The 19,174-nt window shown below is 65.1% G+C and carries 20 protein-coding genes; 5 read left to right on the plus strand and 15 right to left on the minus strand.

Features of this window, described 5'->3' with window-relative positions; genetic code table 11:
• Positions 1 to 58 precede the first annotated feature (58 nt).
• On the minus strand, positions 59 to 925 hold the full coding sequence (gene dapD, locus J8I29_RS00760) for a 2,3,4,5-tetrahydropyridine-2,6-dicarboxylate N-succinyltransferase (RefSeq protein ID WP_105864379.1): 867 nt from the start codon (positions 923 to 925) through the stop codon (positions 59 to 61).
• 177 nt (positions 926 to 1,102) lie between these two features.
• On the opposite strand from dapD, the gene J8I29_RS00765 reads away from it, so the two are divergent.
• Positions 1,103 to 2,344 (plus strand): aminopeptidase, encoded by a 1,242-nt coding sequence (locus J8I29_RS00765; protein WP_105864380.1) that lies wholly within the window; start codon positions 1,103 to 1,105, stop codon positions 2,342 to 2,344.
• 18 nt (positions 2,345 to 2,362) lie between these two features.
• Here J8I29_RS00765 and J8I29_RS00770 read toward each other — a convergent pair whose 3' ends face one another.
• From J8I29_RS00770 to upp, 4 genes are all read right to left on the minus strand, one after another.
• Positions 2,363 to 2,986: a tyrosine-protein phosphatase gene (locus tag J8I29_RS00770; protein WP_245196523.1), complete on the minus strand. Its 624-nt coding sequence runs from the start codon at positions 2,984 to 2,986 to the stop codon at positions 2,363 to 2,365.
• A gap of 184 nt (positions 2,987 to 3,170) precedes the next feature.
• Positions 3,171 to 4,496, minus strand: a complete 1,326-nt coding sequence (locus J8I29_RS00775; protein WP_209430284.1) for an ATP-binding protein — start codon at positions 4,494 to 4,496, stop codon at positions 3,171 to 3,173.
• Complete coding sequence (locus J8I29_RS00780) at positions 4,496 to 5,164, minus strand: response regulator transcription factor (RefSeq protein WP_209430285.1); 669 nt, start codon at positions 5,162 to 5,164, stop codon at positions 4,496 to 4,498. The genes J8I29_RS00775 and J8I29_RS00780 overlap by 1 nt, the downstream gene beginning before the upstream one ends.
• A 75-nt stretch (positions 5,165 to 5,239) precedes the next feature.
• Entirely contained in the window at positions 5,240 to 5,869 is a 630-nt protein-coding gene (upp, locus tag J8I29_RS00785) for a uracil phosphoribosyltransferase (protein ID WP_068288071.1), read from the minus strand.
• 232 nt (positions 5,870 to 6,101) lie between these two features.
• On the opposite strand from upp, the gene rpoN reads away from it, so the two are divergent.
• A complete protein-coding gene (rpoN, locus tag J8I29_RS00790; protein ID WP_209430286.1) occupies positions 6,102 to 7,631 on the plus strand; it encodes an RNA polymerase factor sigma-54 in 1,530 nt (509 codons plus the stop codon).
• Positions 7,632 to 7,791: 160 nt separating this feature from the next.
• Positions 7,792 to 8,265 carry an MmcB family DNA repair protein gene (locus J8I29_RS00795; RefSeq protein ID WP_281062583.1) on the plus strand — a complete coding sequence of 158 codons (474 nt, stop codon included), beginning with the start codon at positions 7,792 to 7,794 and terminating at the stop codon, positions 8,263 to 8,265.
• Between the two features lie 14 nt (positions 8,266 to 8,279).
• Here J8I29_RS00795 and J8I29_RS00800 read toward each other — a convergent pair whose 3' ends face one another.
• Positions 8,280 to 8,972: an alpha/beta hydrolase gene (locus J8I29_RS00800; protein ID WP_245196524.1), complete on the minus strand. Its 693-nt coding sequence runs from the start codon at positions 8,970 to 8,972 to the stop codon at positions 8,280 to 8,282.
• Positions 8,973 to 9,199: 227 nt separating this feature from the next.
• On the opposite strand from J8I29_RS00800, the gene J8I29_RS00805 reads away from it, so the two are divergent.
• Entirely contained in the window at positions 9,200 to 9,706 is a 507-nt protein-coding gene (locus tag J8I29_RS00805; protein ID WP_209430287.1) for a carbon monoxide dehydrogenase subunit G, read from the plus strand.
• Positions 9,707 to 9,721: 15 nt separating this feature from the next.
• Here the strand turns inward: J8I29_RS00805 and J8I29_RS00810 are convergent, their stop codons facing one another.
• Together J8I29_RS00810 and J8I29_RS00815 are read right to left on the minus strand one after the other, a co-directional pair.
• Entirely contained in the window at positions 9,722 to 10,576 is an 855-nt protein-coding gene (locus J8I29_RS00810; RefSeq protein WP_209430288.1) for a hypothetical protein, read from the minus strand.
• Positions 10,573 to 11,034 carry an ABA4-like family protein gene (locus J8I29_RS00815; RefSeq protein ID WP_209430289.1) on the minus strand — a complete coding sequence of 154 codons (462 nt, stop codon included), beginning with the start codon at positions 11,032 to 11,034 and terminating at the stop codon, positions 10,573 to 10,575. Before J8I29_RS00815 ends, J8I29_RS00810 begins: the two co-directional genes overlap by 4 nt.
• 71 nt (positions 11,035 to 11,105) lie before the next feature.
• On the opposite strand from J8I29_RS00815, the gene J8I29_RS00820 reads away from it, so the two are divergent.
• A complete protein-coding gene (locus tag J8I29_RS00820) occupies positions 11,106 to 11,780 on the plus strand; it encodes a TetR/AcrR family transcriptional regulator (protein WP_209430290.1) in 675 nt (224 codons plus the stop codon).
• Between the two features lie 116 nt (positions 11,781 to 11,896).
• Here J8I29_RS00820 and trmB read toward each other — a convergent pair whose 3' ends face one another.
• The 7 genes from trmB to J8I29_RS00855 all read right to left on the minus strand — a co-directional run bounded on the left by trmB (position 11,897) and on the right by J8I29_RS00855 (position 19,154).
• Positions 11,897 to 12,532, minus strand: coding sequence for a tRNA (guanosine(46)-N7)-methyltransferase TrmB (trmB, locus tag J8I29_RS00825; protein ID WP_245196576.1), 636 nt, complete (start codon positions 12,530 to 12,532; stop codon positions 11,897 to 11,899).
• A gap of 285 nt (positions 12,533 to 12,817) precedes the next feature.
• Positions 12,818 to 14,014, minus strand: coding sequence for a methionine adenosyltransferase (gene metK / locus J8I29_RS00830; protein ID WP_105864388.1), 1,197 nt, complete (start codon positions 14,012 to 14,014; stop codon positions 12,818 to 12,820).
• A 203-nt stretch (positions 14,015 to 14,217) separates the two neighbouring features.
• Positions 14,218 to 14,631 (minus strand): helix-turn-helix transcriptional regulator, encoded by a 414-nt coding sequence (locus J8I29_RS00835; protein WP_105864389.1) that lies wholly within the window; start codon positions 14,629 to 14,631, stop codon positions 14,218 to 14,220.
• A gap of 230 nt (positions 14,632 to 14,861) precedes the next feature.
• A complete protein-coding gene (gene lnt, locus J8I29_RS00840) occupies positions 14,862 to 16,421 on the minus strand; it encodes an apolipoprotein N-acyltransferase (protein ID WP_209430291.1) in 1,560 nt (519 codons plus the stop codon).
• A gap of 47 nt (positions 16,422 to 16,468) precedes the next feature.
• Positions 16,469 to 17,608 (minus strand): hemolysin family protein, encoded by a 1,140-nt coding sequence (locus J8I29_RS00845; RefSeq protein WP_105864391.1) that lies wholly within the window; start codon positions 17,606 to 17,608, stop codon positions 16,469 to 16,471.
• 11 nt (positions 17,609 to 17,619) lie between these two features.
• On the minus strand, positions 17,620 to 18,123 hold the full coding sequence (gene ybeY, locus J8I29_RS00850; RefSeq protein WP_209430292.1) for an rRNA maturation RNase YbeY: 504 nt from the start codon (positions 18,121 to 18,123) through the stop codon (positions 17,620 to 17,622).
• A complete protein-coding gene (locus J8I29_RS00855; protein WP_209430293.1) occupies positions 18,120 to 19,154 on the minus strand; it encodes a PhoH family protein in 1,035 nt (344 codons plus the stop codon). The genes ybeY and J8I29_RS00855 overlap by 4 nt, the downstream gene beginning before the upstream one ends.
• Positions 19,155 to 19,174: the final 20 nt, after the last annotated feature.

Below are 19,174 nucleotides of genomic sequence, written 5' to 3' on the forward strand. Positions count from 1 at the left end.
TCTTTCTTGACAAATGATGCAGTTCCAGGCGGGTCTGAAGACCCGCCCCCGATGCGGATCAGTGGTTTCCGTCGCGCAGCAATTCGTTGATGCTGGTCTTGGAGCGCGTCTGCGCATCGACCGTCTTGACGATCACGGCGCAATAGAGCGAGGGGCCGGGGCGGCCGTCCGGCAGGGGCTTGCCGGGCAGGTTGCCGGAGACCACCACCGAATAGGGCGGCACATAGCCTTTGTAGGTCTGGCCGGTGGCACGATCGATGATGGTGGTTGAGGCGCCGATATAGACGCCCATCGAGATCACCGAGCCTTCGCCGATGATCACGCCCTCGACCACTTCCGAACGGGCGCCGATGAAGCAGTCGTCCTCGATGATGGTCGGGTTGGCCTGCAGCGGCTCGAGCACGCCGCCGATGCCGACCCCGCCGGACAGATGCACGTTCTTGCCGATCTGGGCGCAGGAGCCGACGGTCGACCAGGTGTCCACCATGGTACCGGTGGAGACATAGGCGCCGAGATTGACGAAGGAGGGCATCAGCACCACGCCGGGCGCGATATAGGCCGAGTGGCGCACCACGCAATTGGGTACGGCGCGGAAGCCGGCCTGGCGGAATTCGGTCGCGCTCCAGCCTTCGAACTTGGAGGGAACCTTGTCCCACCACAGGGTGCCGCCCGGGCCGCCGGCAATGGTGGTCATGTCATTGAGGCGGAAGGAGAGCAGCACCGCCTTCTTCAGCCATTGATGGGTGTGCCAGGATTCACGGCCGGTCGCGCCGGGAACCTTCTCGGCCACGCGCAGCTTGCCTTCATCGAGCAGGCCGAGCGTATGGTTGACGGCTGCCCGGATCTCGCCCTTGGTCTCGAAATTGCACTGGGCCCGGTCTTCCCAGGCGGCGTCGATCACGGTCTGCAGGCGGGCGATTTCCATGGCGTCTCCTCACATAATCCCGGCGCAAATGCCGCGCGAAAGCCGGAACTGTCAAGTTCCAGACCGTCTTGAAATGGCCTAATCCCGCTCGTGTCGCCATCGAGGCGACAAAGGGCTTGACGGCGCGGGGCATCATTGCTGGTCTGCCCGCTCGATTGTTCCCTTTTGAGGTTTGCCATGTCCAGTTCCTCCGAGAGCCATTCCAAGCGTCTCGACAAGCTCGCCGAGACGGCCGTGAAGGTCGGCCTCGGCCTCGCGCCCGGCCAGGAATTGGTGATGACGGCCTCGATCGAGGCCCTGCCGCTGGTGCGCCGGATCACCGAACACGCCTACAAGGCCGGCGCCAGCCTGGTCACCACGCTGTTCTCCGACGAGGAATCGACGCTGGCGCGCTACCGCTTCGCGCCCGACGGGGCCTTCGACACCGCGCCGGGCTGGCTGTTCGACGGCATGGCCGCGGCCTTCGATCGCGGCGCCGCCCGCCTCGCCATCGCCGGCGAGGACCCCTCGCTGCTGGCGGGCCAGGATCCGGCAAGGATCGCGCGCGCCAATCAAGCGCGCTCGGCTGCCTACAAGCCGGCGCAAAAACGCATCGTCGGCTTCGACATCAACTGGAACATCGTCTCCTACGCCTCCGCCGCCTGGGCCAAGGCCGTGTTCCCCAACGAGCCGGAGGAGATTGCCGTCGCCAAATTGTGGGACGCCATCTTCGCCGCCTCCCGCATCGATTCGAATGATCCGGTCGCCGCCTGGGCGGAGCATAACCGCAATCTGCACGCCCGCGCCGCCTATCTCAACGACAGGCGCTATGCCGCCCTCCATTATACCGGGCCAGGTACCGACCTCACCATCGGCCTTGCCGACGGGCATGAATGGCTCGGCGGCTCCTCCAAGGCCAAGAACGGCATCACCTGCAATCCCAACATCCCCACCGAGGAAGTCTTCACCACGCCGCATCGCGACCGGGTGAGCGGCCATGTCTCTGCGACCAAGCCCCTGTCCTATCAAGGCACGCTGATCGACAAGATCACCGTGCGTTTCGAGGAAGGGCGTATCGTCGAGGCCGACGCCGCGACCGGCAAGGATGTTCTCGCCAAGGTGCTGGATACCGATGCGGGGGCCCGGCATCTGGGCGAAGTCGCGCTGGTACCGTTTTCCTCGCCGATCTCCCAGAGCGGCCTGTTGTTCTACAACACGCTGTTCGACGAGAATGCCGCCAGCCACATCGCGCTCGGACAGTCCTACAGCCAGTGCTTCGTCAATGGCGGGTCGCTAGGCCCGGAAGAGCTGGCGGCGCGCGGCGCCAACAACAGCCTGATCCATATCGACTGGATGATCGGTTCCGGCGAGATCGATATCGACGGCATCGGCGCCGACGGCAAGGCCGAGCCGCTGATGCGCAAGGGCGAGTGGGTATAGCCGATCTCGCGGACGGCCTCAGCTCTTCGTATAGCCGAGGCTCGCCTCAAGGTTTTCGAAGGTGTCGTCCATGGCGTAGCTGCGCAGGAAGGGCAGCGAGAAATGCCCGAAGCGCAGGGACATCTGGCTTTCCGCCTGCGCCTCGCTCGCCTTGCTGATCGCGGCGAGATAAAGCGCGGCGGCGAGGCCGCTGCGGTCCGCGCCGCCTTCGCAGTGAATCAGGATGGGTTTTTCCGCGTTGCGCAGCACATGCACGAGGGCGTCCGCCTGGAGGCCGCTCAATTCGCGTGACGCGGACATGGCGAAATCGATATGCGCAATGCCGAGCCGGGCCGATTCGGCGACCTCGGCATCGTACCAGGCGGCACCGGCATTCCTGCCGCGCAGATTGATCACCGTGCGGATACCTGCCTCGCGGACATAATGCCTGAGACGCCCGGGCGTGGGCTGGCCGGAGCGATAGAGCTCGCCGGCGACCACGGTGTGGAAATTGCCGCCGAAATATTGCAGGCCTAGATAAGTCGCGCCGGCGGCCAGGATGGCAGCGCAGCCCAGGCTCGCGGCCAGAAGAACGCCTCTCAACCGGGCAGCAGCCGTTACGCCGTGCCCGGCCAGGGATTTGTACACAGAACCGCTACGCAACCTTCGCCTCCGACCACCTGTCGTCGGCGTGTTCTAACCCTGCAGACTTAGGGCAGACTTATACCGGGGACCATAAAGACAGGCCGGTCATTGCGAGCGAAGCGAAGCAATCCAGGGGCCGTAAACTCTGCGCATTCAAACCCCTGGATTGCTTCGCTTCGCTCGCCATGACGGAGTTGGTGGGTCAAACTTTATGCGAGTTTGTATTCCATGCCGCCACGCGTGGGATCACGAGCTCGGCCACCAGCCCGCTGCGGTCCGCCCGATTGGCCAGGGTGAGGGCGATGCCGTGGCGGTCGGCGATGGACCTGGCGATCGCCAGCCCCAATCCGGTGCCTTCGACATGCTGCGGCGCGGCCCGGAAGAAGCGTTCGAAGACACGTTCGAGCAAGTCAGGCTCGAGCCCCGGCCCGCTATCCGTGATGCGGATGCCGCGCCTGCCATCATCGAAGGTCTCGACGGTGATTGCGCCTCCCAAGGGGGTGTAGTGCAGCGCGTTCTCGATCAGATTGGTGAGCAGCGTCCGCAATTCCCTGGTGTCGCCGACAAGCGGAACCTCACCGTGTCGCTGCATACTCAGAAGCAGTCCGCGGGCCTCGGCGATTGGTTCGAGATCGGTAACGCAAGCCTCGGCCAGTACGCCGAAGTCCAGGGGCGTGCGGTCCTGGCCGCCCGTGCCGGCTTCCAGGCGGGCGAGCTGGAGCATCTGGTTGGTGAGATGGGTGGCGCGCCTGGCGCCTGCCTCCAGGTCGTCGATCCTTGCGTTCAGCGCCGCACCGCGGGCGAGGGGGCGGAGATTGCCGATCTGCAGGGTGAGCGCGGCGAGCGGGGTGCGCAGTTCATGCGCGGCATCGGAGATGAAACGGCGCTGACGTTCGAGTGTTTGTTGCAGACGGGACAAAAGGGCATTCATGGCGGCAACGAGCGGCAGGACCTCGGAGGGAACACCGGCGACCGGAATGGGCGTGGTGTCGGCCGCGGACCTCTCGGACAGGGTGGCGGCGACGCGGCCGAGCGGTTTCATCACCACATAGATGACCAGGCCAAGAAAGAGCCAGGCCACCGGAATGAGAATGATGATCGGCAGGACCGCACCGAGGGCGGCATGCTCGGCCAGCTCGGTGCGTGCTTCGATCTGTTGGGCGATCTGAGCCGTGCGTTGTCCCTCGACCAGGGTGTAGACCCGCCAGTCATGCCCGGCGACGGTCTCGTTCGAGAAGCCGGTGCCGCTGCTGCGCGGAATGGCGATGGCGGGATTGGTCGAGCGCATCGGTAGGTCGGCGCCGTCCCAGACCTGGACGAGGAGATCGTCCTCGCGGTTGCGCGTGCTTTTGACGGCGGGGCGCAGGCTGCGGGCATCGAGAGCGTAGACGGCGACCTGCTGCAGCTGCTTGTCGAGGAAGCGATGGGCTTCGCGCCGCACGGCGAAGTAGGAGGCGAGGGCAGCGCCGACGCCGACCACCAGCAGCACGGCGGCGATGGCGATCAGGCTCGACCAGCGCAGCGACATCAGGGAGCGTCCTTTGCGACCATCCAGCCGGCTCCGCGCGAATTGCGGATGATGTCCTTGCCGAATTTCTTGCGGATGGCGTGGATCAGCACCTCGACGGCGTTGCTTTCGACCTCCTCGCCCCAGCCATAGAGGCGTTCCTCCAGCTGGCTGCGCGAAACGATCGCCCCGGGGCGTTCCATCAGGACCAGCAGCAGGGAAAACAGCCGCGCGGTCAGCACATGGCTTTGGCCGCGATAGGTGACGCGGTGGCTTTCGAGATCGAGCTCGAGGTCGCCATGGACCAGCGTGGAAACGGCCTGCCCACCATGGCGCCGGCGCAGCACGGCGCGGATCCGCGCCTGCAGCTCGCGCATCTCGAAGGGCTTGACGATATAGTCGTCGGCGCCGAGGTCGAGCCCGTCGACGCGATGGTCGAGGTCGTCCCTGGCGGTGATGATGAGGACGGGCGTGGTGTCGCCGGCCCGCCTGAGATCGCGGAGCAATTCGAAGCCGCTCTTGCCGGGCAGGCCGTTGTCGAGCAGCACGACGGCATAGCCGTGTTGCCGCAGGGCGGCTTCACCGTCCGGGCCGTCGCGGACCCAGTCCACCGCCATGCCGGCATCGCCAAGGGCCTGCAGCAGCGCCTTTCCGATCATCGGATCGTCCTCGATCAGAAGAATGCGCATGCGGCCGCCGTGGAGACAATGTGAACTCGGCGAGGATGGCAAGCAATTAAGGGCTGATCAAGGAAGCGGCCCGCCTCACTTCGTCCCGTAGATACGGTCGCCGGCATCACCCAGGCCCGGCACGATATAGCCGTGGTCATTGAGATGGCTGTCGATCGCCGCCGTCCAGATCGTCACGTCGGGATGGGCCTCGCGCAGATGCTTGATGCCTTCGGGCGCCGCGAGCAGGCAGACGAAGCGGATATCCTTGACATCGCGCGCCTTCAACCGCTCGATGGCCGCGACGGCGGAATTGGCCGTGGCCAGCATTGGGTCGAGCACGATCACCAGGCGCTCCGCCACATCAGGCGGCGCCTTGAAGTAATATTCCACGGCCTTCAGTGTTTCCGGATCGCGATAAAGCCCGATATGGGCGACGCGCGCCGAGGGCACGAGGTCGAGCATGCCTTCGAGAAAACCCTCGCCGGCACGCAGGATCGGCGCCAGCACCAGCTTCTTGCCGGCCACGCGCGGCGCCTGCATCTTGGTCAGAGGCGTTTCGATCTCGACCATCTCCAGCGGCAGGTCGCGGGTGACCTCGTAGCAGAGCAGGCGGCCGATCTCGTTGAGCAACTGCCGGAACCCCTTGGTCGAGCGGTTCTTGTCGCGCATCAAAGTGAGCTTGTGCTGCACCAGCGGGTGATCGACGACGATGACGCCTTCCATCGGAGTTTCCCTTCTTCACATTCCGTTCTTACCTAGCCGATTTCTCGGCTGGGGTAAGGCATCATAGCGCGCCTTCCACGCCTTTCATCGCCGTCGATGCCGGCTCGGACCGCCGGTGTCCCTATTTTTGCCGGTTTGCCTGCCGAAAAATCTGGCGTGAAACTTGCTTCTGGCCGCCGTCCATGCAGGATGCTGCCCGCAACAAGACCAATAATCAGGATCGTGCGCGTTCATGGCGTTGTCGCAAAGGCTTGAGTTCCGCCAGACCCAGTCGCTGGTGATGACGCCGCAATTGATGCAGGCGATCAAGCTTCTGCAATTGTCCAATCTCGATCTCACCACTTATGTCGAGGCCGAGCTGGAGCGCAATCCGATCCTGGACCGCGCCGATGGCGAGACCTCGCGTGAACCCGAGACGCTTGCGGCCGAACCCGCCGATCCCGCTGCGGGGGATTGGCTCAAGGACGACATGGCGCCCTCCCGCGAGGCGATGGAAGAGGGGCTGGGCACCGATCTCGACAATGTGTTTCCCGATGAACGCCCCGCCGACAGGCAGGAAGCGCCTGCGGCGATCGAGCAACTGGCCGGGAGCGACCCCTATGTCTCGTCCTGGTCGAATGTCGGCGCGGGCGGGCATGGCGGTGACGACGACGTCAATTACGAGGGCATGGCCGCGGCCGATCTTTCATTGGCCGATCATCTCGAGACGCAGCTCAATCTGGCGACCCGCGATCCCGGGCGCCGGCTGATCGGCCGCTTCATCATCGATATGATCGACGAGACCGGCTATCTCGTCGGCGATCTCACGGAGCTCGCCGAACGACTGGGGGCCTCGCCCGACGAGGTGGAGGCCGTGCTCGCCATCGTGCAGGGCTTCGAGCCGAGCGGCGTCGGCGCACGTTCGCTGAAGGAGTGCCTGGCGCTCCAGCTCAAGGAGCGCAACCGGCTCGACCCGGCGATGGCGACGCTGCTCGACAATCTGGAACTGGTGGCCAAGCGCAACATTCCGGCCCTTCGGCGCCTGTGCGGTGTCGACGAGGAGGATGTGGCCGAGATGATCGCCGAATTGCGCGGCCTCACCCCCAAGCCGGGCCTGGCTTTCGGCTCCACGCCGGTTCAGCCGGTGGTGCCGGACGTGCTGTTGCGCGCGGCGCCGGATGGCACCTGGATGGTGGAGCTCAACCCGGATACCTTGCCGCGCGTGCTGGTCAACCAGAACTATTATGCCCGGGTGGCGCGCACGGCCCGCAGCGAGGCGGACAAGACCTTCCTGACCGAAGCGCTGCAGACGGCGAACTGGCTGACCCGCAGCCTGGAGCAGCGCGCGCGCACCATCCTCAAGGTCGCCACCGAGATCGTGCGCCAGCAGGACGCCTTCTTCTCCCTCGGCGTGCAATATCTGCGTCCGCTCAATCTCAAGACCGTGGCGGATGCGATCGGCATGCATGAATCGACGGTGTCGCGCGTCACCGCCAACAAGTTCATCGCCTCCGCCCGCGGCCTGTTCGAGCTCAAATATTTCTTCACCGCCTCGATCTCGAATGCGGAAGGGGGCGAAGCGCATTCGGCCGAGGCGGTGCGCCACCGCATCCGCCAGATGATCGACGCCGAGGCGCCCGATGCCATCCTGTCCGACGACACCATCGTCACGCTGCTGCGCAAGGACGGCATCGACATCGCCCGGCGCACCGTGGCCAAATATCGCGAATCAATGCGGATCGCCTCCTCGGTGGAACGGCGGCGGGAAAAGGCGGGACGATGAGGCCCAACACCCGGCCATCCGGAAGCCACGCGCGCAACCGGCGGAAGATCTGGATGGCCGGGTCAAGCCCGGCAATGACAAGGTCGTGCAAACTCGAAGGCGCTTGAATGAACTGCATCGGGCCGATATGGCCGGTTTTTCGAAGCGAGGGAACCTGACGGTGTCGCTGCCGGTCCTGCCCATCGATGGCCGCCAATCCGCGATGGCCCTGACGATCCAGCGTGGGGCCAGCCGGCTGCTGCGCCAATACGGCCTGACGCCGGTGCCGGAGGTGACGCTGCCCAATGGCCGTCGTGCCGATCTCCTGGCCGTCGGGCGCAGGGGCGAGATCTGGATCGTGGAGATCAAGTCATCGGTGACGGACTTCCAGGTCGATCACAAATGGCCGGAATACCTCGCCTATTGCGACCGGCTGTTCTTTGCCGTCGGCCCGGATTTTCCACTGGTCCTGCTTCCCGAGGAAGCCGGCAGCATCGTGGCCGATGCCTATGGCGGCACGCTGCTGCGGGACGCCCCCGAACAGCGGCTCGCCGCGCCGACACGCAAGGTGCTGACCCTGCTGCTCGCCCGCCTCGCCGCGGGGCGGCTGCATCAGGCCATGGATCCCGAAGGTGCATTCGGCTTCGGCGAATGACCTGCCTGAAGGCGCTATTGTCCCGCAAAGGAAGTGACGAGCGAGACCAGCTCCGCATCCTGACCGTTGAAGCCGTGATGCGCGCGGGACCGGCAGGGATTGCCGGTTTGCCGGCCGCCCTCCAGCCATTTCACCGTGACTCGCTCGCCGGCCCAGGCCTGAAAGGGCGCGACGCCGGCCGGCTTGGTGAAACGGCAGCCATCCTGAGGGTGATGCACCACCAGGGTGGGAGGCAGCAACCTTGGGGAACCGAGGATGGCCATGACGCTCGGGGAGGGACCGGACTCCTTGCTGAGGAAGCCTGAAATCAGCACCAGCCGGTCCGGCTTGGCGCCCTTCGCAAGGCCCTCTGCCGCCCGCGGCGTGCCGGCCGAGGTCGCCACGATCGTGACCGGCCGTTTATGTCCCGCCATTGTGTCGACCGCCGTGGCAAGATTCGTGCCCTTGTCGACCAGCAGGACATTGTAGCCCTTGGCCGCAAAGCCGTCGCGATTGCGGATGAGGATATTGTCGGCGCCGGTACGGAAATAGCCGTTAGGGCCGACTTCGAGCCGGCCATCGCCGCCGGTGAGCAGGATGATGCTGCCTTTGGCTTGGGGATGCCGGATCAGGATATTCTCGATGCCGGCAATGGTCACAGTCTCGCCGCCGCTGGAAATGGGAGCCGTCTGGGCAAAAGCGGGACCACTCAGCGGCAACAGGGCCAAGAAACAGAGTGCTACGGCTGCCCATTCTCCAGGCAATATGTTCCGATTCATGATTCGAACTGTCCTCCTTGCGGGCCATCGATAGGCAACAACGGTTGCGACTGGATTACGGGAAGCCGAGCGCGATGACAGCAGGCAGCACTCAAATTTACATCCTTGCCTTGCTCCCTGGCGGCCGGTCATGATCTATGAATCAAAAGGGCATATGGCCCGGGAGGAGCAGTTCCATGGATATGAGCGGTTCGCAGCGCATCGAGGCTTCGCGCGAGAAGGTCTGGGAAGGCCTGAACAATCCCGAGGTCCTCAAGCAATGTATTCCGGGCTGCGAAGCGATCGAGCAGATCTCGCCCACCGAGATGACCGCCAAGGCCGTGCTGAAGATCGGGCCGGTGAAGGCCTCCTTCAACGGCAAGGTCACATTGTCGGATCTCGATCCGCCCAACGGCTACACCATTTCGGGCGAAGGGCAGGGCGGTGTCGCCGGTTTTGCCAAGGGTGGGGCCACCGTGCGCCTCGAGGCCGATGGCGAGGATGCGACCATTCTCCATTACGAGGCCAAGGCCGATGTCGGCGGCAAGATCGCCCAGCTCGGCGCGCGCCTGATCGACGGCACCGCCAAGAAGCTGGCCGGCGACTTCTTCGAGAAGTTCGGCCAGGCGATCTCGCCCAAGCCGGAAGGCGAGGAGGCCCCGGCTGAGCCGGAAAAGAAGGGCTGGTTCGGCCGCAAGAAGTGAAACGATCGCCCGTTCTCACGCCGGTATGAAGGGAATCCCCCGCAAGGCCTGGACGAAAACGAAGAGGGTGGCCACGCCATAGGCGAGGGCTGCGGCGCAGACGATGAAGGAGGCTGCCCGGCCCGGCGCCCAACGCTCCGCGATCAGGCCCAGCACAGGCATGATCTGCAGGGCGTGCAGGCCCAGGAAGTGGGCCACCCTGAGGTCGCCGCCGGTGCGCGACCAGCCGAAGATCGGCACGCCCGTGGCGTCCGTGCGCACGCCACCGATCCAATGACCATTGCCGGCAGAAAGAACACCGCCCGAGCCTGCCCCGAGCACGAAAGTGAGCGTCAGCCCGAGCAGGACCGACAGCCAGAAGGCCGTCGACCAGGCCTGGGGGCGGTGCCGCAGCAGCAGGACCGCCAGCGCCGGACTTGCCGCCGCGAGCGTCACCGCACCGATACCCATCAATGTGTACATCAGCCGGTAGAAGGGATCGGCCACGTTGTAGTGCGAGGCAAGGCCCCTGGCGGCCTGAAGGGTGATGTAGCCGATCTCGAAGGCGCTCGTGGCAAGGGCGAGGGTGACGAGGATCCTGACCGCCCGTCCGTGGCGCGTCTCTACGGGCAAGGCGCCGACGAACCACGCCAGTGTCAGGAGATAGAGGCCGACGGAGAGCTGGAACTTCAGCGGCTTGATCCAGACCGAGATGCCGTTGAGTGTCCTGTCGTCGATCGCCAGGGCCATGGCGGTCGGAACCATCAGGGAGAGGATGACGAAGCCGCCGAGCGCCAGCCTGTATTCGCGCCGGAGCAGGCCGTCGGCCAGGCGCCAGGCAGTTTCGTGGGGGCTGCGGGCAAGATGCAGGCGGGACGCATTCGTCGTCATGTAAGCTCTCCTTGGCGGCGCGAGAGGCCCCGCAGCCAGAAGCCGCGCAGGGCCAGGAAGATCAGGAAGCCGATCGGGCCGAACAGGAAGGTGAGGGCGAGGCACGGCAGGACCGCCAGATGCGGTAATCCAGAGCGTCTTGCCGCGCGCACTTCCCAGGCGCCGACCAGCAGGTCGAAGGCGAGGTAATGCAGCCAGCCGGCGAGAAGCAGGCCGCGATGGCCGAACAGCGCGCCGACCTCTTCGAGCGAACCGAAGCCACCCGGGGCCCCGCCCCAGAAGCGAAGGATCAGGAAGGCATAGGCAAGGGCGAGGGTCGCCGGAACGAAGGCGCCCGCAATCGCCTGTGACAGGGCAGGGCGCAGGGGTGACAGGGCCAAGGCAGCCCAGCCGAAGAGGGCGAGGAACCCGGCCCAGGAGAAGGCTTGGTCAAGCGTGAAGGCTTGGTCCAGAGTCATGTCGGCTTCTCCAACTTGACAGTGTCAAGATAAGGATGCCAGCAATTTTGACATTGTCAAGATGGGGGTGAATGGTAGCATCTGCCCTGCACAGCGAGCGGCTGTGGGTGAATGGCTGGAGTGGGAACGGCGTGGAGCAGCAAGCACAGAAGGGGAGCTATCACCATGGTGACCTGCGGGCCGCGCTGCTCGCTGCCGCCGAACTGGTCCTGGCCGAACGCGGCGTCGAGGGTTTCACCCTTCGCGAATGCGCCAGGCGGGCGGGCGTGTCACATGCCGCCCCGGCGCATCATTTCGGCGATGTCGCAGGTCTCCTGACCGCCGTGGCGGCCCTGGGCTTCGAAACATTGACGCGCTTCATGCGCGAGGCGCGGGCCGGCATCGAGGAGCCGCAAGCGCGCTTGCGGGCGATCGGGCGGGGCTATGTCGCCTTCGCCCGCCAATATCCGGAGAGGTTCCGGCTCGCCTTCAACCGGCATCGGCTGAATGGCGAGGACCCGGCCCTCCGGGCAGCCGGACAGGAGGCGTTCGCCGAACTCGAGACGGCCATTCGGCTGGTGACCAAGGCTGGCGACGGTCCTCTTGCGAGCGACCAGCTTCACGTCCTGCTGCATACCTGGTCGGTCGTGCACGGCTATGCCCATCTCTTGCTGGCGGGACAGCTCGACAAGCCTCTCGAGGGGGAAGGCGATGGAGCTGTCGAGGCCGCTCTGGCAGGCGTCCTGGCACGATTGACCGAGCGATAGGCAGCTTGCCGGGAAGAACCAATCCTGGATCGCCGGCATCCCTGCCGGCTCTTGCCAACCCGCAACCGCAGCGCTTCGAAGAGGCCGGCAGGAATGCCGGCGATGCCGCTACCAACCTAAACTCGCCTGAAGGTGAAATAGGCGCCGCGCCGGCCTTCCCTGAGCGCCTTGGCCTCATAGCGGGTGGAGCGCCAGCCCTCCCAGGGCGTCAGCCAGTCGGCCTGGCGCTCGGCCGTCCATTCGAACTCGGAGGAGCGTGCCACCCGCGCCAGGGCATAGGCGGCATAGTCGTCAATGTCGGTGGCAAAACGCAGCTCCCCGCCTGGCTTGAGGATGCGGGCCAGGCGCGCCAGCATCTCCTCGCCCAGGAAACGGCGCTTGCGATGGCGGCGCTTGGGCCAGGGATCGGGATAGAGCAGGTAGATGCGCGCGATCGAGCCGGCCGGCAGCCAATCCACCACCGCCTTGGCGTCGTCGTCCCACAGGCGGATATTGGCGAGCCCGTTCTGCTCGATCTGGGCCAGCATCTTGGCGGTGCCGTTGACATAGGCCTCGCAGCCGATGAAGCCGATTTGCGGGTTCTCGCCGGCGCGTTGGGTGAGGTGTTCGCCGCCGCCAAAGCCGATTTCGAGCCAGACCTCGCCGACAGGCTCCGGGAACAGGGAACCGAGGTCCGAAGGAGCCGGGACAGTGAGGTCGAGACGCAATTGCGGCAGCGAGCCGGACACCAGGCCTGCATGCCCCGGCCGCAGGGTCTTGCCCTTGCGGCGGCCGAAGAAGGCGCCATGGCCACGGGGCGGTGCATCCTTGCCGTCGCCGGACTTGTCCTCATCGTCTTGCGTCACCGCACACACCCACCAGAGCAAAACGTTCAAGCGTGAACGCTTATCTTCTCTAACTCTCTGTTTCCAAACCAATCCGAGGGATTGGCAAGAGCGTCTTTGCGATTTGAAGCGATTCCATCAAAACGCGAAACGCTATGAAAAAAGCCTTCCCCGACGAGCGGGAAAGGCTTTCCGTCGATTGTCCGTTCCGGATCAGGCGCGCACGGCCTTCTTGATCGCGTCGGCCAGATCGGTCTTCTCCCAGGAGAAGCCGCCGTCGCGAGCCGATTTGCGGCCGAAATGGCCATAGGCGGAGGTACGGGCATAGATGGGCTTGTTGAGGTTGAGGTGCTCGCGGATGCCGCGGGGCGTCAGGCTCATCACGTCGCGCAGGGCCTTCTCCACCTTCTCCTCGGCGACATTGCCGGTGCCGTGCAGGTCGACATAGATCGCCAGCGGCTCGGAAACGCCGATGGCGTAGGCGAGCTGGATGGTGCAGCGGTCGGCCAGCTTGGCGGCGACCACGTTCTTGGCGAGATAGCGCGCAGCGTAGGCGGCCGAGCGGTCGACCTTGGTCGGGTCCTTGCCGGAGAAGGCGCCCCCGCCATGGGGAGCAGCGCCGCCATAGGTGTCGACGATGATCTTGCGGCCGGTCAGGCCGCAATCGCCGTCCGGACCGCCGACCACGAACTTGCCGGTGGGATTGACATGCCAGACCGTATCCTTGCTGATCCAGCCTTCCGGCAGGGTCTTGCGGATATAGGGCTCGACCAGCTTCTTGATGTCGCCTGAGGTCAGCTTCTCGTCGAGATGCTGGGTGGACAGCACGATCTGCGTCACGCCGACCGGCTTGCCGTTCTCATACTTCACCGTGACCTGGCTCTTGGCATCGGGGCCGAGCATGCCGAGCTCACCCGACTTGCGGGCCTTGGTGATGTCCTCGAGAATCTTGTGGGCGTAGTAGATCGGCGCCGGCATCAGCTCCGGCGTCTCGCGGCAGGCATAGCCGAACATGATGCCCTGATCGCCGGCGCCTTCATCCTTGTTGCCGGAAATGTCGACGCCCTGGGCGATGTCGGGAGACTGGCCGTGCAGCAGGACCTCGATCTTGGCCTTCTTCCAGTGGAAGCCGTCCTGCTCATAGCCGATCGCCTTGACGGCGCGGCGGGCGGCGCTCTTGATCTTGCCCTTGGTGACGGTCTCGGGACCGCGATATTCGCCGGCGATTACCAGGCGGTTGGTGGTGGCAAGGGTTTCGCAGGCGACGCGCACCTGGGAGGGGTCCATTCCGGTCTTCGCCGCCTCGCGATAGAACAGGTCGACGATTTCGTCGGAGATGCGATCGCAGACCTTGTCGGGGTGGCCTTCAGCGACCGACTCGCTGGTAAACAAATAGTCGGAACGGGACACGAATGTTTCTCCACGCCAAAATGGAACTTGGTATCGTCTCGTTTTGGCGAGGGCCGGGTTCGCCGTCAAGCGGCAAATCGTACGTTTCGTTCGTTTAAAGGAACGCTGGCGATTTTCCATCACGCTCCCTGGTTTGGCGACATCGCCAAACCAGACAGGGTGCATTGTAACCGAAAGGGCGTTTTACGAGCCCGTTCCGCGGCTCAGGCCGCATGTTCCTGGCTGAGGGTAGAGACGAGGTCGACGACGCGGCGCCGCACCTTCGGGTCCTTGATACGGGCAAAGGCCTTGTTCAGCTGCAGGCCTTCGGTGGTCGACAGGAACTCGATGACATGCGAGGTGTCGCTCTCGTCGGCATGTTCGGCCGCATGGACGGCGCCGGTTTCCGGCGGGAGGCCCTCGAAGAAGAAGGAAATGGTGACTCCCAGGATCGAGGCGATCTGCTGCAGCCGGCTTGCACCAATGCGATTGGTGCCCTTTTCATATTTCTGTACCTGCTGAAAAGTGAGGCCGAGGGCTTCGCCGAGCTTCTCCTGGCTCATGCCCACCAGAACACGCCTGATACGCACACGGCTGCCGACGTGCTGGTCAATGGGATTGGGTACTTTCTTGATCATAATATTAACTCCAGGTCACTAGCAAATATTTGAAAATACAGCGACGAATTTGAAAATGAATTGCGGCCGTAACGTGGCGGAAGCACGGCGTGCCGGAGATACAATTGCGGCAGCGCAATCTGAAGTAGTTCAAATGCATCCTGCAACCAGTTGGGTGACTATACCTCCTTATGCGGGAAAATCCAGTCGGTCTCGCGCTTCCCGCTCGGCGCCGATGTAACAAATATGTGTTACCGGGGCTGTCGGCGAGGGTTCAGCCGGCCGAGACCGGCGCCGATTAAGGCAATCAGAAACAATCCGGCAACAATGCCTGTGCCGGCCGTGGCGAACACCGGCGGTGGCAGGGTGGTTGGCAGCCGCGAATCGAGGACGCCGCTGGTGCCCAGCGGCAGGCTGGCGACGATGCGTCCCACCGGGTCGATCACGGCGGAAATGCCATTGTTTCCGGCACGGACCACGGGCAGCCCTTCCTCGATCGCACGCGCCCTCACCTCGGCGAAATGCTGGTAGGGGCCCGGGGTCATGCCGAACCAGGCATCGTTGGTGACGTTGAGCAGCCAGCCGGGGCGGTTCGCCGGATCGATCACCTCTCCCGGAAAGATCGCCTCGTAGCAGATCAGGATGCCGGCGGGCGGCGCGTTGGGAATGTCGAGCGTGCGCAAGCCGGGCCCGGTCGAAAAGCCGCCGCGCTGCTGGGTCAACTGCTCGAAGCCGAGGGATTCGAGCAGGGATTGATAGGGCAGATATTCGCCGAAGGGGACGAGGTGCACCTTGTCGTAATTGCCGATGATGGTGCCGGTGGCATCGATGACATGCAGGGAATTGAAGAAACGCCAGCTGCCGTCGTCGAGATTCTCCTCCGCCCGGCCGGCCCCGGTCAGCAGCACGGCCTTGGGCGCCACCAGCTCGCCGAGCACCTTGAGGGCCTCGGGATCCTGCGCCACCAGGAAGGGAAAGGCCGATTCCGGCCAGATCAGATGGGTGACCTTGGCAAGGCCGTCGCTGCCGTCGGCGGCCGGCTGGCGCGACAGCGCCAGATAGCGCGTGAGCACCTCATTGCGCAGGGCCGGGTTGAACTTGGCATCCTGGGGCAGATCGGGCTGCATGATGCGCAGCTGCACCCCGTCGACCAAGCCGGTGGGGTGTTGGTCAAGGCGCCACATGCCGAAGCCGGCCATCGCGGCCAGGACGGCGACGGACAAGGCCGGCCAGCGCCAGCCGCCCCGCCGCACGAGAGCCACCGGCGTGGAGAACAGGACGAGTGCCACGAGGGTGAGCCCATAGGCCCCGATCAGGGACAGGCTCTGGGCCAGATGAAGTTCCTCGGCGAGGGCATAGCCGAACAGGTTCCAGGGAAAGCCGGTCAGGATATGGCCGCGCAGCCATTCGAAGGCGGCCATGGCGACGGCGAAGGCGAAGATGCGGGCCATGCCTCGCGACCACAGGAGCCGCGCCAGGGCAAATCCGGCGGCGTGGAAGAAAGCAAGGCCGGCGGGCAGCAGAACCACCGCGAAGGGCAGCAGCCAGGCGAATTGGTCGGCATCGACGAGGAAGGCATTGCCGATCCACCACAAGCCGGCAAGGAAATAGCCGAAGCCATAGCACCAGCCGAGCCGGGCGGCCGTAGCGATGCTGCGCCACAGCCTGGGCGCCGGGTTCTCCGGAGTGGGGACGGCAATGCCGTCCAGCAGCCAGACCGCGACCGGAAAGCTGACGGCCAGCACCGGGAAGGCATCGAACGGAGCCATGGCCAGTGACGCAAGGGCACCCGCCAGGAAGGCGCCGGCCATGCGCCGCCAGCCTCTCAGTCCGGCCAGACGAGACGCAAACGCAGCAATCACGTGGCGCCGTCACCGCTGGTTTCGCTTGCCGGACTCCTTTCCTCGCCGGCGGCAGTCGCCGCTTCACCGACGGGGGAGGCCGCTTTCTTCTCTCGCTTTCGTCCGTCGCGCGGCCGGGCGATGCCGCTGCCGGCCGTGTGGATGCGGACCCGCTTCACCCGGCGCGGATCAGCGTCGAGGATCTCGAATTCGAGCTGGCCCGGTCCCTGCACGATCTCGCCGCGCACCGGCACGCGGCCGGCCAGAGTCACCAGCCAGCCGCCGAGCGTATCGACGTCGGCCTCGATCTCGTCCTCGTGCATCTCCAGGCCGATGGCGGCGGCGACGTCGTCGAGATCGGCGCGGGCATCGGCGGTGAAGATGCCTTCGCCCGAGGCGACGATCATGTCGCCATCGTCCTCGTCGTGCTCGTCCTCGATGTCGCCGAGCACGATTTCGACGATATCTTCCATCGAGACCAGACCGTCCGTGCCGCCATATTCGTCGATCACCAGAGCGAGCTGGGTGCGGGTGGCCTGCATCTTGGCGAGCAGGTCGATCGGAGGCATCGAAGGGGGCACGAACAGGACGTTGCGCGTGAGGGATTTCACAGAACTGAGCGGGGTCGACAGGGTGATGTTGCCCAGGGCGAGGGCCGCTTCCTTGGGCGAGGGCTTGGCGGTCTCGCCGTCCCTGGCGGCTTCGCTCTCGCGGACCTTGCGGCTCCGGCGTGCGGCGATGGCGGCCCGTGACGCCAGCCAGGCCACGAAATCGCGGATATGCACCATGCCGCGCGGATCGTCCAGCGTCTCGTTGTAGACAGGCAGGCGCGAATGGCCCGCGGTCTGGAACACCTTGAGCAGGTCGCCCAGGGAAATGTCGAGCGGTACGGCCACGATGTCGGCGCGGGGCACCATCACATCGTCGACGCGCTTGCCGCGCAGGCCGAGGATGTTCTTGAGCATGGCGCGCTCTTCCGGAGAGAAACTGGAATCCTCCCCGGCGCGGGTATTCTCGAGGGCGTCGGCAAGGTCCTCGCGGATGGAGGGAGCGGACCTCAGCCCGAGCGCGGACTTGATCCGTCCGAACAGGCCTTCATGCTGGGGTTCCTGGGAAACGCCGGGTTGGCTGCTACTTCGATCGTTGCTGTCGGACATGGCTCTGCGCGCTAGCTGGCTTCGCGCAACAAGGGCGCGTCGGCATAGGGGTTGGCGATACCGAGATCGGCGAGAATGCGCACTTCCAGTGCCTCCATCACCTCGGCTTCGGCATCGGTCAAATGGTCATGGCCGAACAGATGCAGAAGGCCATGTACGGTGAGGTGGCTGAGATGGTCGGCAAAACTCACGGACGCCTCCTCGGCTTCCCGCGCGATCGTCTCATGGGCAAAGATGATGTCGCCCAGCATCGGCGCCGTCGCGACCGCTTCTCCCACGGCCTGCGGGAAGGAGAGCACGTTGGTGGGCTTGTCCTTGCCGCGCCATTCGCCATTGATTTGGCGGATGGAGGCATCGTCCGTGAGGACGATCGAGAGTTCGGCTCCCGGCGCGTGGGCAAGCGCCGCGACATCGACGCTCCTGGTCACGGCGCGCGTGATCAGGGCTTCGATGGCATCAGTATCCTGCCAGAGATCGCTCTCGAGAGCGATCTCGATGGTAATGGCATCGCTCATGACTTGGCTTCGCCCGAAGGCTTGCTGGAATCCCTGGCCTCATAGGCCCGCACGATCTTGGCGACCAGCTCATGGCGCACGACATCGGCGGCGTTGAATCGGCAGATGGCGATCTCGGGGATGTCTTTCAACAGGTCGATCGCTTCGATCAGGCCCGATTTCTGCCCGGGCGGCAGGTCGATCTGGGTCGGGTCGCCGGTGATGATCATGCGCGAACCCTCGCCCAGGCGGGTGAGGAACATCTTCATCTGCATCGAGGTGCAGTTCTGCGCCTCGTCCAGCAGCACCACCGAATTGGCGAGCGTGCGCCCGCGCATGAAGGCGAGCGGCGCCACCTCGATCATGCCCGAGGTCAGCCCGCGCTCGACGCGTTCCGGCGGCATCATGTCGTAGAGGGCGTCATAGAGCGGCCTGAGGTAGGGATCGACCTTCTCGCGCATGTCGCCGGGCAGGAAGCCGAGCCTTTCGCCCGCCTCGACGGCGGGGCGGGACAGGATCAGCCTGTCGGCTTCGCCCTTCTCGATCAGCGCCGCGGCATGGGCGACGGCCAGATAGGTCTTGCCGGTGCCGGCCGGGCCGGTCGCGAAGACGAGCTCGTGCTTCTGCAGCGCCCTGATATAGGCGTCCTGCGCCAAGGTACGGGCGGCAATCGTCTTCTTGCGGGTGCCGACGGAGGCCGCGCCACCGGTCGGCGCCACCTTCGGCTTGCCCTCCGGCGTGAACAGCACGCCTTGCGAGCCGGCCATGCGCAGGGCGCCGTCGACATCGCCCAGCACTATCTGCTGGCCGGAGCGCAGGCGCTGATAAAGGCTCTCCAGCACGCGCTTGGCCTGCTCGACGCTGTCCCGGGCGCCGCGCAAGGCGACATGATTGCCCCGGGCCGTCGCCTCGATGCCGAGCTTGCGCTCGATGAAGGCGAGGTTCTGGTCATGCTGGCCGAACAGGAGCGTGGCCAGGCGATTATCCTCGAAGGCGGTGACGATTTCCGCGGTGGCGTCTGCCGTCGGCAAAGATGGGGTTTGCGTTGTCATGCGTGTCCGTCGTTCCTCGT

Origin of the sequence: Labrys sp. LIt4, assembly GCF_017813775.1 — a bacterium.
In the GTDB taxonomy this organism is placed as follows: domain Bacteria; phylum Pseudomonadota; class Alphaproteobacteria; order Rhizobiales; family Labraceae; genus Labrys; species Labrys okinawensis_A.